The 12,888-nt window shown below is 66.6% G+C and carries 14 protein-coding genes and 1 pseudogene; 9 read left to right on the top strand and 6 right to left on the bottom strand.

What is annotated here, in order from left to right:
* Window positions 1-33: 33 nt before the first annotated feature.
* The 4 genes from ACG83_RS23885 to ACG83_RS23870 all read right to left on the bottom strand — a co-directional run bounded on the left by ACG83_RS23885 (window position 34) and on the right by ACG83_RS23870 (window position 4,473).
* Window positions 34-1,596, bottom strand: coding sequence for an FAD-dependent monooxygenase (locus ACG83_RS23885; RefSeq protein WP_054568422.1), 1,563 nt, complete (start codon window positions 1,594-1,596; stop codon window positions 34-36).
* 435 nt (window positions 1,597-2,031) lie between these two features.
* A complete protein-coding gene (locus tag ACG83_RS23880; protein WP_054568421.1) occupies window positions 2,032-2,670 on the bottom strand; it encodes a DUF2867 domain-containing protein in 639 nt (212 codons plus the stop codon).
* 187 nt (window positions 2,671-2,857) lie between these two features.
* Window positions 2,858-3,493 carry a DJ-1/PfpI family protein gene (locus tag ACG83_RS23875; protein WP_054568420.1) on the bottom strand — a complete coding sequence of 212 codons (636 nt, stop codon included), beginning with the start codon at window positions 3,491-3,493 and terminating at the stop codon, window positions 2,858-2,860.
* Window positions 3,493-4,473 carry a GlxA family transcriptional regulator gene (locus ACG83_RS23870; RefSeq protein ID WP_054568419.1) on the bottom strand — a complete coding sequence of 327 codons (981 nt, stop codon included), beginning with the start codon at window positions 4,471-4,473 and terminating at the stop codon, window positions 3,493-3,495. The genes ACG83_RS23875 and ACG83_RS23870 overlap by 1 nt, the downstream gene beginning before the upstream one ends.
* Before the next feature lie 136 nt (window positions 4,474-4,609).
* Between ACG83_RS23870 and ACG83_RS48050 the strand changes: the two are divergent.
* The 3 genes and pseudogenes from ACG83_RS48050 to ACG83_RS23855 all read left to right on the top strand — a co-directional run.
* Window positions 4,610-4,702 (top strand): annotated as a pseudogene (locus ACG83_RS48050) (Fe-S cluster assembly protein HesB); the annotation flags it as partial.
* A gap of 190 nt (window positions 4,703-4,892) precedes the next feature.
* Window positions 4,893-5,123, top strand: coding sequence for a hypothetical protein (locus tag ACG83_RS23860; RefSeq protein WP_054568417.1), 231 nt, complete (start codon window positions 4,893-4,895; stop codon window positions 5,121-5,123).
* Window positions 5,120-5,503: a hypothetical protein gene (locus ACG83_RS23855; protein ID WP_054568416.1), complete on the top strand. Its 384-nt coding sequence runs from the start codon at window positions 5,120-5,122 to the stop codon at window positions 5,501-5,503. Before ACG83_RS23860 ends, ACG83_RS23855 begins: the two co-directional genes overlap by 4 nt.
* Window positions 5,504-5,683: 180 nt before the next feature.
* On the opposite strand, the gene ACG83_RS23850 is transcribed toward ACG83_RS23855, so the two are convergent.
* The gene (locus ACG83_RS23850) at window positions 5,684-6,103 is read right to left on the bottom strand and encodes a nuclear transport factor 2 family protein (RefSeq protein ID WP_054568415.1); all 420 of its coding nucleotides are present in this window, start codon (window positions 6,101-6,103) and stop codon (window positions 5,684-5,686) included.
* Between the two features lie 362 nt (window positions 6,104-6,465).
* Here ACG83_RS23850 and ACG83_RS46150 point away from each other — a divergent pair, with 362 nt between their 5' ends.
* The 6 genes from ACG83_RS46150 (at window position 6,466) to ACG83_RS23835 (ending at window position 11,166) form a co-directional block, all read left to right on the top strand.
* Window positions 6,466-6,603 carry a hypothetical protein gene (locus tag ACG83_RS46150; RefSeq protein ID WP_200931361.1) on the top strand — a complete coding sequence of 46 codons (138 nt, stop codon included), beginning with the start codon at window positions 6,466-6,468 and terminating at the stop codon, window positions 6,601-6,603.
* Between the two features lie 280 nt (window positions 6,604-6,883).
* Entirely contained in the window at window positions 6,884-7,357 is a 474-nt protein-coding gene (locus tag ACG83_RS23845) for an NYN domain-containing protein (protein WP_235498125.1), read from the top strand.
* A 46-nt stretch (window positions 7,358-7,403) separates the two neighbouring features.
* The gene (locus ACG83_RS23840; protein ID WP_054568414.1) at window positions 7,404-7,991 is read left to right on the top strand and encodes an HhH-GPD-type base excision DNA repair protein; all 588 of its coding nucleotides are present in this window, start codon (window positions 7,404-7,406) and stop codon (window positions 7,989-7,991) included.
* Between the two features lie 173 nt (window positions 7,992-8,164).
* Entirely contained in the window at window positions 8,165-8,401 is a 237-nt protein-coding gene (locus ACG83_RS45480; RefSeq protein ID WP_158230749.1) for a hypothetical protein, read from the top strand.
* Between the two features lie 689 nt (window positions 8,402-9,090).
* Window positions 9,091-9,702: a hypothetical protein gene (locus ACG83_RS44475; RefSeq protein ID WP_131831284.1), complete on the top strand. Its 612-nt coding sequence runs from the start codon at window positions 9,091-9,093 to the stop codon at window positions 9,700-9,702.
* A 921-nt stretch (window positions 9,703-10,623) separates the two neighbouring features.
* Complete coding sequence (locus ACG83_RS23835) at window positions 10,624-11,166, top strand: hypothetical protein (protein ID WP_054568413.1); 543 nt, start codon at window positions 10,624-10,626, stop codon at window positions 11,164-11,166.
* 537 nt (window positions 11,167-11,703) lie between these two features.
* Here the strand turns inward: ACG83_RS23835 and ACG83_RS23830 are convergent.
* On the bottom strand, window positions 11,704-12,855 hold the full coding sequence (locus ACG83_RS23830) for a serine hydrolase (RefSeq protein WP_054568412.1): 1,152 nt from the start codon (window positions 12,853-12,855) through the stop codon (window positions 11,704-11,706).
* Between the last annotated feature and the right edge of the window lie 33 nt (window positions 12,856-12,888).

Raw genomic sequence — 12,888 nt, 5'->3', positions numbered from 1 at the left:
CGAGGCGGGTGACCACGCGGTGTCGGTGACCGATCAGGAGATCTGAGCGGCCGGGAGCGTTGTCGCAGGGGCGCCGAACCAGCGGGAGAGAGCGTCTCGCAGCGTGAGTGCGGCTGTGTCGGTGGGCTCGGCGATGGATGCGGCCCAGGCGATGTGGGCGTCCGGGCGGATGAGCAGCGCGTCGGCGGGTCGGTGATCGGTTTTGGCGGCGTGGATATCGATGCGGTGCTGCCAGCCCTGGGCAGCTGCGCGGAGTTCGGGGCGGTCGGCGAGGTCGAGGAGGAGGGGCCGTGCAGTGGGCGTGAGGTCCGCGACGCTGGTGGTGCCCTGGTCGGTGTAGAGGGTGAGGTTGGGCGCGAAGGTGCCGGTCAGGGCGTGCTGATCGGGGTTGGGCAGCGGGTGGCGGACGTCCGAGCCGGCGATCATGGCTGCGATGCGGCGCAGGGGCTGTTCGTCGGCGCACAGTTCCAGGAAGAGGTCCCGGAGGGCGTCGGCGGCTGGGTCCTGGCCTCGGCGCAGTGCCACCTGTGCCTGGGTCTGGTACATGGCGCGGGCGCCGGCGAAGTGGCGCTCGCCGTGGTAGGTGTCCAGCAGGCCGGCCGGTGCCCAGCCGTGGATGTCGGCGGCCAGCTTCCAGGCGAGGTTGACCGCGTCGAGCATGCCGACATTGATGCCGATGCCCGTGGCGGGAAACTGGTGAGCCGCGTCGCCGGCCAGCAGGAAACGTCTGTCGCGGTATCTTTCGGCCTGCCGGGCCTCGAATCCGTAGCGTGACAGCCGGATCACTTCTTTGACGGGAAGGTCCACGCCGAGCACCCGGCGGATGCTGTCCTGGAACTCGGCCAGGGTCATGGGTGCGTCCCCGTCGACGTCGGCGGGTTCGTCCTCGGTCGTCTGGACGAGCAGCATCTCTGGGGTGAGCCACCCGAATCCGAACACGCCGCGGTCTGTCCGGGTGAAGGAGGCCGCACGGACCCGGCCGAATCCGGGGAGGTCGAGGTCGCCGTTGTCGAGACGCGTCACGGAATCGGGCAGAGTGACCTGGCCCAGCCGGTTGACCTCTGGATAGGTCGTGCCGGCGAAGTCGATGCCGGCGAGGTCGCGCACCTGGCTACGCGGGCCGTCGCAGCCCACCAGGTACCGGGCGCTCGTCCGGTACAGCCCCTGGGGGCCGCGCACGTCCGCGGTCACTGTGGCCTCCTCCTGGCTGATCCCCACGACCTCGTGGCCGCGGCGGATCTCAGCGTCGAGTCCGCGAGCGTGCTCGTCGAGCAGGCGTTCGAGTCGCGGTTGCGGGAGATGCACGCCCCAGATCGGGGAAACCGCCAGGTGTGAGAGGTCCAGGTGCACACCGCCGAACTGGATCCGAGGAGCCGTGTGGATCGGACCGACGCTGGCCGCTTCGACCCGTTCCAGCAGGCCCCGGTAGCGCATCAGCTCCAGGACCTGCCCGCTGAAACCGTTCGCCTTCGGCGTCTCCTGCGGTAGCGGCTGCCGCTCCAGTACCAGCGGCCGGACTCCGGCCAGGCGTAGCTCGGCGGCCAGCATCAGGCCGGTCGGACCGGCACCCACGATGATCACCTCGGCGTCCGTCATGAGTTGCTCCCCGCGCAGTATTTCGCCGCGTTCCCGTTCGATCCGGCCATTGACAACAACGCACACATTTCGCGGCTCCTCATTCCGTGGGTTCCTGCCTCGGCCACGGATTCTGCGGCATGAACGGGGTCTTGCCGCAAGCCCCCCGCTGTGCTATATCTTAGAAATGGAAGGAATAGCTGATATGCTGTTCCTCGACGTCCAGCTGCGGACGGTCAACCCTCGCGTGGGGTGAAGAGCAGGCGATCCCCTGGATGGTCTCCGGGCGATGCATGCCTTCGACCTGGCTCCGCCCCGCGGGAACTCTGCCGGCGATGGTCGGGTGGAGACATCGGCCCAGCGGTCCCAGGAGACGTCGACAAGGTCGATGAGCCCTGCTGATCGGAATGGGCGCTGGACCAGTCAGCATCGGAAAGATGGAGTGGAGAGGGTCCTTCAGGCGTCGGTGGGCGGGTTGCGGGGGGTGCTCTCGTGCCAGTCCTTTCCGATGCCTCGCAGCAGCGGCGGGTAGACGATCAGCAGGCGAAACGGCGTGATCGCTGCCATGTAGACCCGTCCGAACAGGCCGTTCGGTTTCACCAGCACGGTCATCTGGCCTCGGTGGCCAGCCGGCTGACGGCCGGCGTCGTCGTCCGGGATCCAGCCGATGTGCAGTACTCCGTGAACCGTGCGGTTGACTATCTCCGCGGCCCACTCGTTGTCCGTCAGAAAGACTGACCGGAACGGGAGGGTCGCGAACGCGGGTCCGGCTGGTGCGTCGCGCAGGTCGGCTGGTAGGCGCTCGCACAGCGTCGGCACCCGGGTGGCGATGTCCGAGGCGGGATCGTCCCAGCCGAGCCAGGCTCCGAGGCGCCAGCGGATCCTGAACAGCAGCCGGGCGACCCATGACGGGTTGTCCCCCGTGTCGCCCTCGGCGATCAGCCGCACCAGCCTCGGGAAGTCCTGCGCGGTGCCCGGTGTGGGCAGGGCCCAGACGTCCTCGATGCGGAAGTCAGGCGTGATGTCGTGAATTCGCCAGGGCCGGGATGTGTGCGCGGTCTCCGGGAGCTTCCTTTTCGTCCTCGTCTTTGTCATTCTCGTCCTCCGGGTCCTTGGGGGCGCGGGAAGCCCGAGCACGTCCGCGACGGCGCGGGCCGCGAGAAACAGTATTTCTCCTCCACCTCGCGCCCGACGGGACGTCCGCTGCCGTGCAGGTGGAACGTTGGCCGTGTCGGTGAACAGTGGTGTCGGTGAACAGCGGCAGTGAAGCGACCTGTACAGATCAGGCGCCGACGGCGAGGCCGCTCGCGCGCAGGGCGGCGACTCGAGCCGCGGGCGCGGTGGCGATCGATCCGGCCGCATACGGCGGTTGGGGATCGTATTCGACAACGAGCTGGATGGATTCGGCGATGTCGTCGCCCATCATGCGTCCGGTCAGGTGCAGGGCGAGATCGATACCGGCCGAGACGCCGGCCGCGGTGGCGTACTTCCCGTCGATGACGACCCGTTCGGCGGTGGCGATGGCACCGAACGTCGTTAGGTGATCAAGGCAGATCCAGTGTGAGGTGGCGCGGCGACCGGTGAGCAGGCCTGCGGCGGCCAGGAGGAGCGAGCCGGAGCAGACCGAGGTCGTCCAGGTGGCCGCCGCGTCGACGCCGCGCAGCCAGTCGAGGGTCGGCTGGTCAGCCAGGAGGTCGGCGGCTCCGGGACCACCTGGCACCAGGAGTACGTCGGGGGCGGTTACCTCGGAGAGCGCGGCATCGGCGACGACCGCCAGGCTGGCCGTGTCGGCCCGGACCGGGCCGGGCCGGGCGGCTGTGAAGATCACCTCGGCCCCGGGAATGCGGGAGAGGATCTCGTACGGGCCGACGGCGTCCAGGCCGGTGAAGCGGTCATACAGCATGATCGCGATCTGCATCAGTACCCTCCGGAGGTTGGATTTGGATGAGGTCGGAACTGGCGGCGGTATTCCATCGGCGGCACACCCAGGACCCGAACGAACGCGCGCCGCATCGCCTCAGCGGTGCCGTATCCGCACGACCGGGCGATCTGTTCGATTCCCTCGTCGGTGTCCTCCAGCCGTCGGCGGGCCGTCTCCAGCCGGACCCCGTCCACGTACCGCCCTGGCGTCACTCCGACCTCAGCGGCGAAGGCGCGGGTGAAGTGACGGGGTGACAGCGTCACGCGGCGGGCGAGAGAATTGATGGAAAGATCGCCTTCGGGGTGCTCGTCGATCCAGTGCTGGACCTCGCGCAGCTGCGGCCGTTCGGCGAGCTGAGCAGCGAGCTGCGCGCTGAGCTGTGCCTGCCCGCCCGGCCTGCGCAGGAACATCACCAGGTGTCGGGCTATCAGCAGCGCGACGTCCCGCCCGAGGTCTTCCTCGACCAGCGCCAACGCCAGGTCGATACCTGCGGTGACGCCGGCCGAGGTGGCGATGTTCTCGTCTCGGACGTAGATCGGCTCGGCGTCGACCTGGATGTCGGGAAAGCGCCGAGCGAGCGCACCGCAATGCGCCCAGTGCGTTGTGGCGCGACGTCCGGCCAGCAGGCCGGCCTCGGCGAGCAGGAAGGCCCCGGTGCAGACGGAGACCACACGATCGGCCTCGGCCGCCAGCTCGCCGATGCGGCGCACCAGCTCCGGGTCGGGGGCGGCCGTGCCCGGCCCGCCGGGCACCAGCAGTGTGTGAGCTGGTCCGACGTGGTCGATGTCGGCGTCGGGCAGCAGCCGCAGCCCACTGCATGTGCGCACCGGGCGGCCACCAGGCCCGGCGGTCGTGATCCGGTACGCACCTGGCCGTTCCGTGGCGGCGTCCGCCCCGGCGAACACCTCCAGCGGGCCGGTCACGTCCAGGCTCTGGACGTCGTCGTAAAGCACGATGACCACGCTGCGCGGCCTCATGCGGATCAGGCTGGCAGGGCGCGAGTATGGCGGCAAGGACGCGGTTCCCACCTTTCCCGCCATCGCGTCCCGCCATCGCGGGCAGGGCCGCGGCGCGCGGCGCCGGGCTTCGGTCCTACCCGGCTACGGATGTGCCGTGGAACTGCATCTGAGTCAGATCGACGAGGTCGACGAGCTGCTGACGAACGATCGGCTGGCGCTGCTGATCGGAATGGCGCTGGACCGGCAATGTTCGGAAAGGTGGAGCGGCACAGGCCGCTGAACTGGGGTTTTTCGCGCGGGGCCGGGACCCTGCGATTGCCGATCGCGTCGGGGAATGATCAGGATCCCGCCCGGAGAACACGGTGGACGAGCCACACCGAGACGACATACCGTGGTAGTTGCTACTCCGGTATTCTGGGGCGGTGAAGGTTGACAAGATGAGTGTCTCGTTCGATGGCGAACTGGGCGATGCGGTTCGGGACGCAGCCCGTCGGGCCGGCGTCGGACTGTCGGCCTGGCTCGCGGTCGCCGCTGCGGCGAAGCTTCGAGCCGATGCCCTCGCCGAGTTCCTCGATTCGTGGGAGACGGCAAACCCGGCGTTGACACCAGAGGAACTGGCGCGGGCCGAACGCGAGCTGGGCCTACGCGCGGATCCGTCGGCAGCGTGAGTGCCCTCGTTCTCGACGCGGGCGCACTGCTGGCTGTCGAGCGCGGCGATCGGGAGATGGTTGCCCGGCTCCGGGTCGCGCAGCAGCACGACATCGGGCTACGGAGCAACGCTGTCGTGGTTGCCCAGGTCTGGCGGGATCACTCCGGGCGGCAGGCCGCGCTGGCCCGCCTGCTCCGCGCGGTGGAGGTGTGCGCCGTCGATGAGCGGACCGGCCGCGACGCCGGTGTGCTCCTTGGTCGAGCCCGTACGTCCGATGTGGTTGACGCGACGGTCACCCTGCTCGCCCGTCCGGGCGACCGCATCCTGACCAGCGATCCCAAGGACATCACCCGCCTCGTTCAGGCGGGTGGCATACCAGTGGTGGTGGTGCCCTGCTAGTAACTTCACCGGGCAGGATGGCCCGGTGAAGCCGATCGGGATACTGCTGTTCGACGTGCCGTGGGACTGCATCTGAGCCAGATCGACGACGCGGGAGCGACAGTCACTTTCTCCCGGCCATCCCCTGCCCGCGGACGTCGGAGGCCGTGAGCCCGGCCAGGTGGACGCTCGGGAGCGCGGTCATGTCTCCTGCCGCCAGAGCGGCGTGACCTCAGCGCGGGTGAGCCGCCACCTGTCTTGGGTGCGGAGCGCCTGGAACGCGAAACGCAGGCCAACAAGCCTCAAGAGCGGGGGGAGGAGCTGTCCCGACGGGAAGTACGCGACAAGCTCGTTCGCCGTCATGGTGGCGCGGTCCCCGTCAAGCTCGACGAGCACGTCGGTGATCAGATGCTGAGAATTTTCGTTGTCGTCGCGGGTGCGCCGCGAATACTCGAGTATGTCGTCGATTCCCGTGGCGCCGCCGCGAGCGCTGTGGATGACGGCGTCCTCGTGGAAGATCGCGCGCCCCTCCTTGTCGTCGCCGGTGTCCAGCCAGCGCCCAAGCTGACTGACCAGGGCGGCAAGTTCCGCTCGATCGGTGATGTCGCTGAGATGAGGCACGGTGCTCCTTCACGCTCCTGCGCCGAACGGCCGTCGTTGATGAGCTGCGGAGCCGACAAGACCGCCTGGCCCCGCGACGGTCAGGCTAGGAGTTCAACTCCGCTTGAGGTCAACTCCCTCGTCGGCCTGCTGTCGGCGCCTTCCGGCGATCCCGCAGACTGGCCAAATATCCCGACTGTTGGTGGCGTACCGGTCAACCATTGCGACAGGTGGCCATTTACCCTTGATCGCTTCACTGTCCGTCGGCCCACTGGCCCCCGGCTTGCCGGAGCGCGACCGTCAGCCGGTTCGATGCCGGTGCACCCGCCGGTTCGACCACCTGAGGGTGTGGCAGCTTGACCGGTAAGGCCACCGTGACTGGCGTGGGACTTCACCTGAGCCAGATCGACGAGGCGGACGGGCTGCTGACGAACGGCCCGTTGGCGCTGCTGATCGGGATGGTGCTGGACCAGCGGGTTTCGGAAAGATGGAGTGGGACGGGGCAATCCGTACTCACTTGACCATGTGGCGTCCGAATTCGATCTTCGGGCCCGCAGGGGCGGAGCGAAAGACCACGGCGGGTGACGGTGTCAGCGTTTGACGCCCAGGACTCTGCGTCGGTAGCGTGTCAGTCACTTTCTCCCCGCCGTCCTCCGGGACTGGCGGGGCTTTTTTCTAGATCGGCTACGTCATGCTCCCGCGAGTCGCTGTCTTCGTCGACTATCAGAACGTTCACCTCTCGGCGCGCAGCAGATTCCTGCCTTCCGGCACGCCTGGCCAGCGTGGACATGTGGATCGCGCGTGGCGCAGCGGATCGTCGGCGGGCGACGGCTCGGTGGTGAGCTTGCGGCCGTCCGTGTCTACCGCGGCCGTCCCAGCCCTGATCACCAGCCGGAGGCCGCGAGGGCCAGCGACCGGCAGGCCGACCGCTGGGTCCGTGATCCTCGGGTGGTCGTTGTCCGTCGGCAGCTCCGCTACCCGAAGGCGTGGCCTTCAGAACCCGCGCAGGAGAAGGGCATCGACGTCGCTCTCGCGGTCGACTATGTGCGTCTTGCCTGCGAGGGTGCGTACGACGTGGGCATCCTGTTCAGCCGCGACACGGACCTTGTCCCTGCGCTGGAGACTGTCCGTGATCTCGGTGCTCATGTGGAGGTCGCGAGCTGGAAGGGCACGAGCCGGCTCCGCTTTCCCGACTCACAGCTTCCGTGGTGCCACTACCTGGACGCCGACGACTACGCAGCCTGCCGGGACCACACCGACTACACCGTGATCTGACCGCCGGCCGCGGCAGCCGGCCAACGCGGTCGGCTACGGTGAGGGCGTGGGACTGCACCTGAGCCAGATCGCCGAGGCGGACGAGCTGCTGACGAACGACCCGCTGGCACTGCTGATCGGGATGGTGCTGGACCAGCAGTTCCCGCTGGAGCGTGCGTTCGCCGCGCCATACGAGTTGACCAGGCGGCTCGGGCGGCCGCTCGACGTCGGCGAACTGGCGGCCTTTGATCCGGACGCGCTCGGTTCGGTCTTCGCGACGCCGCCGGCGCTGCACCGCTTCCCGGGCTCGATGGCGAAGCGGGTGCAGGCGGTCTGCCAGGTGATCGTCGACCAGTACGGGGGCGACCCAGCCTCGATCTGGACCACCGCGGCCGACGGCAAGGAGCTCTTCAAGCGGGTCGGTGCCCTGCCCGGCTTCGGCGCTCAGAAGGCGAAGATCTTCGTGGCGTTGCTGGGCAAGCAACTCGACGTCACCCCGCCAGGCTGGCGCGAGGTCTCCACTCCCTACGGCGACGACGGCAGCTTCCGCTCGGTCGCCGACATCACCGGCCCCGACACCCTGCTCAAGGTCCGGGACTTCAAGAAGCAGATGAAAGCGCAGACTAGGGCTAGCCAGGTGGGAACCCAGATGTAGCAGCATAAACCCGTCGTCTAGCCGTCAGCAGCTCTCCCCGTGGCACCAGTTCCGGCACCAAATTCGGTGTCACGGGAGCATTTAAAATTGTTCTCATTCTCGTGACATCGGGGAATCCTTGTCCTCGCGTGCGCGTTCTTCATGTTGAATGCAGCACATTGTCACGGGAGTAGATGTTGGCGGAAGGTCGCGTAACAGGCGACGCCTATTGCGATAAGCAGCACAAGCGCTGGTCCTACCAGATCAGCATTCCGGCGGCGCTCTCGCCGGATGGTCGCAGGCGACGCGAGAAGAGCCGTGGTCCGAGCCGGTACCGCTACGTTCTGGCGACGTACGCGCTCCCGTGGCTCGGAACTGTCCGGCTGAAGGATGCCGCGGGACGGCTGAAGGAGCACTACCGCCATCCCTGATCGTCAGGGACAATCGCGCTCACAGCGGGCACGATGCTGTTTGCCTTCGGGGACAGCAGTTCTCGATTCTCTTCCGGACGAAGATGATCGGAGGCGAAACCCGAACGAGCAGCGAGTCGTCACAGGTCCGATTCGTACCCGTGAACGAGCTGGGCTCATACGACATGCACCCTTCGATACGACTTCGCGTCGATCATTACTTTGAGAACCGAGCCGAGCCATACATAGGCTGATACCCCACTTTCATGTCGCCTGAACCGGCAGCGTCAAGCCCGAGGGAATATGTCCAGTAGCAGGCGGTCCATCCTGATATGCTGCGGTCGAATGTAGGCGGCGTGCATACGGGTACGTCCGACCGAGGTGATATCGGCCGCTACCCGGGTATGGCCACAGAAAGCCATACGGCTTCAAGCCATACAGCTTCGCCAATTACAAGGGATTCGCCCATGGAACATTTTGAATCCACAAATCAAGGTAACGCGAGAAGGGGAGAGGGTGGAGACCGTCAGCGAGCGGGGCCGTTCACCAATTCCACAAAGGCAATCCTTGGAAACAGCACAAGGGCAATCCTTGGAAACAGCGCTGCTCGCAGAGATGAGCGACGGCGGTACGTTGAGGACGTCCAGAAGGAATGTCGTAGCGCCCATCGAACATCGAGTGCGAGTGCGTGGACCTTCAGATCTCTTCGCATGGTAAGCCTCACCGCGGTCGCCGCAATACCCATCATTACGCTTGCGAACCAGACCCCCGAGGGAAAAGTTGCTACCTCTAAGTGGCTCATTGCCGGCCTTGCCTCGCTTGCAACTTTGATCGAGAGTTTCCTGCAGCTTGCGAAGCCCCATGAGTATGCCCTTGTAAAGCGCTATATGGCCGAAGAATTCGACAAACAAATCCGAGCGACCGCCACAGGCTACAAGGGACACGCGGATGCCAATCAGGGGACCGGAGAAGACATTATGGCCGACGATGAATCCGACCAAGAAGACGGTGAAGAACATAGGGATGACGATGAATCCACCCAAAAAGGCAGTGAAGACATTATGACTGACGATGAACCCACCCAAGAAGGCAGTGAAGAGAATAGGGATGACCGAGCTAGATCCTCTCAAGGGGGCGACGAAGAGGACGGCGAAGCCGTCCATTTTAGATATTTCTTTGAAAGGATAGAACCCCTCCGCGAGATCGCCGCGGCAAAGATGCGCGAAATTTCTGAAAGCTCCCTGATGGGCTCGGCGGCTGCCGATGCCTTTACTCAGGGAGAGGAAGAAGATGGGCAAAACAAGCCATTCGGCAAAGCCTGAGCTCTGGCACTGTCCCGTCGTGTTTACCCGGCCGATACACGAGATGCCTGGCACCCGCGCCTTGATAACCGATCTTTAAAGGTACCCATACCGAACGTGACCAATGATCACACTCAGACATGGTCACGCTCGGTAGTTCTCGTCCGGGAGTTCGTCCGTCAGTGGCGGCGGAGGAACCACGGGCGCGTATGTGCGGGCAGCACGAGGGGCTGTTGTCCCTGGGTTCGGCGGATCGCAGCCACGGCCGGCACGAAGAACATGTACTGGCAGCACCACACACCGAAGAGCAGTGACACCAGCGAGAACTACAACATCAACTTGAAGCAGAGAACGGTCATCTCGACAGTCAGGGCGACAAGTCCCGCGATGCCTCGGTCGATAGCACCTCCGCCGGACCGGCTGCCTCGGCCACCGAACGACATCCCTGGTGCTCGAAAGTTGAGCCCACTGAGACCGATCGACATACCAGGCCCATACATGCGCATGATTCCCCCGTTGACCCGCGTGGAGGGCATCATCCACTTGGCGCTGAAGCCAGCAAGCTGGACCCCACCATGGGCGGCGCATCATTGCCGATCGTGACCAGAGTCGGACGGCGCCCGAACTCGCACTAGGTAGTCGACCCGAGACCTTCGGTGATACCCGATCCTGGCAATCGATAACCACGGTCAGCAGTGGGATTCCGTGAGACTCACCGGGACCACGCCCCGACGATCATGGCGAAGTGTCTGACCAGGTCAGGCAGGATTCACCGAGGTCAGGAGGACCACATGGCGTCGGGCCGAGCGGCGCCCCGCGTAGTTTTCAAGACCGCCGCTGTTGTGCTTGGGGTCGGTCGGCTGTCCACGTAGGCACGTCCCGTCGTTTCGGTAGCAACGGTGTGTCCCAAGGCTGAAGCCCGGCGGGTCTACCGTCGGGCGGATGATCGATGGCGATGCGGATGGTCAGCGGTTCCTCGTCCTGCACGACTACGGGATGAGCGAACTGTGGTGGTGGGTCCGGGCGCGGTCGGCGCAGGAGATCGTCGAGCGGATCGCCGAGGTCGAGGTCGTGACGCAGCCTGAGGCCGTTCAGCGGGCCGCGACGTGGGACCTGACCGAGGTGGCCCTTGACGCGCCACATTTGCCGTCGCCCTTGAAGGAACTGCGGAAACAGCGTGACGCGCAGCGGGGGCATCCGGACTTCGCGGCTTGCGCCGGGAGGGCTCTCGTACATCTGTGTCGCCGGTGGGAAGGCGAGGATGGGGTTGACCCCGCTTCGTACTACCTGGAGGTCGGGCCGGACGGGCGCCGCCTGCGCCAGGTGGAGGTGCGCGACGACGGGACGTCTGTGAGGTCCGGGCCGGACGACTGGGCCTTCAACCCTCCTGTGGTCGACCTCTACGCCCCGGAGGCCGCCGCTTGGGAGATCAACTCCGAGGAATTCGAAGCTCAGTGGCGGCGTGCGGTTGACGATGGCGCATAGCCGCTGTCGGCCGACGTCGAGTGGCATGTCCGTCGTGCCTCTCGGGCAGCAGCGAGCGAGGCACTCCGTCCTCCTGATCGGCAGGCCGCGACGCCAGAGCGTCACACTCCGCCATCTTGTAGCCGCCGGGCCGCGAGCCCCCGAGGCGCTTCAGCGGTCCGCAAACAGTCCGCAGGAGGGTGGAAAACGGTCCACACCAGTGGCAACTACTGAAAGCGAGAACCGCAGGTCAGGCGGCCTGCCAGGCGGATAGGTGCAGGTCGGAGGACTACGCCGTGGCACGAAGCAGATGAAGGTCGCCGCCAAGGCAGGATCCGCCTGAGCTGGCGGCGTTGCTCGGCACGTCGGTCGGGGAGCCGGAGGCCAGGAACGTCGGCCTCCGTGGCGTGCTCCTGGCCCTGGTTGGAGGACTGCCGTACCGGGGTCGGGACGTTGCCTCGCCCGGACACAAGCTCCTGGGCGCTTGTACAGGACTCGCCGTGTGGACTGGTCGGTGCGATGACCCAAGGCGCTGGCCGGGCCGGGCTCATGGCGCGCTCATTGTCGGGTGGCCGCGTTCATCACGGCGGTCGCCAGACGGTGGTTCTCGGGGGCCCCGCCACCCCCGCCGAAGGCAAAGCGGCGTCGGGTGTAGCTGTAGGTGACCCGGCTGCGTGGATCGGCGAAGGTCTGGGCGCCGACCGCTCCGCTGTGACCGAAGGCATCCGGACCGAGGAACGGGTATCGGACGCACTGTGCCTCGAAGCCCAGCAGAAAGTGGTCGGGCTCGCCGGTGACCAGGTCGAGGCCGCTCACATGGGCCGTGGTGAACTCGGCGAGGATGCCGGGTTCAAGTAGTGGGTCCCGGCCACGCCGCCCGCTGATCGCGGCGGCGTACATTCCGGCGAGGCCGCGGGCGTTACCGAAGCCACCCGAGGAAGCGGGGCCGAGTGCCCGTACCGACCGGGTGTTGGCGAACTCGACGAGGTCGGTCGGCGGGCTGGCGTTGAGGTTGAAGGCGATTCCCGTCAGGCTGTCCGGAGCCGGCGCGTTCGCTGCTGCGGCTTCGAGCCGCGCGGGCGGCAGCGGCCTGACGGGTACGTATCGTGATTCCAGCCTCTCGGGTAGCCCGAAGTAGAAGTCGAGCCCGTACGGCCGCCGGATGCGGTGCTCGTACAGCTCCTGGACGGACACCGCGGCGACCCGCCGGACCACCTCGCCGACGAGCGCGCCGATCACGAAAGCGTGATAGCCGTACCCGGTCCCAGGCGGCCAGTAGGGCCGCTGCCCGGCCAGTCGCCGGGCGAGGATGCGATCGTCGGCCAGTTCCGAGGTGCTGAACCCGCCGTCCACCCCGATCAGACCGGACTGGTGCGAGAGCAGGGCTCGCACCGTGATGTCGGCCTTGCCTTCGGCGGCGAACTCTGGCCAGTACGCCGCGACCGGGCGGTCGAGATCGATCACGCCGTCCTGTACCAGCAGCGCTACGACCAGGTAGACCGCACCCTTGGCTGACGAGTACAGGGCGAGTAACGAGTCGCCCGTCAGCCCGTCTCCGGCCCACAGGTCGACCACTTGCCGTCCGTCGTGGTAGGCCGCGAGCTGGGCCCCCGGATCATCGTCTTCGGCGGCGACGGCGGCGAACTCCTCCCGCACGTGCTCGTAGCCCGCTGCGACGGTGCCGTGCACACCGACCTCGCGCAATGTCATCGCCCCTCAGCTCTGGATGTCGGTTCGTCGACG

The sequence above is a fragment of the Frankia sp. R43 genome (assembly GCF_001306465.1).
GTDB classification, from domain to species: Bacteria; Actinomycetota; Actinomycetes; order Frankiales; family Frankiaceae; genus Parafrankia; species Parafrankia irregularis.
Note: the sequence above shows the minus strand (reverse complement) of the source record. Positions and strands in the feature narration are given on the sequence as shown.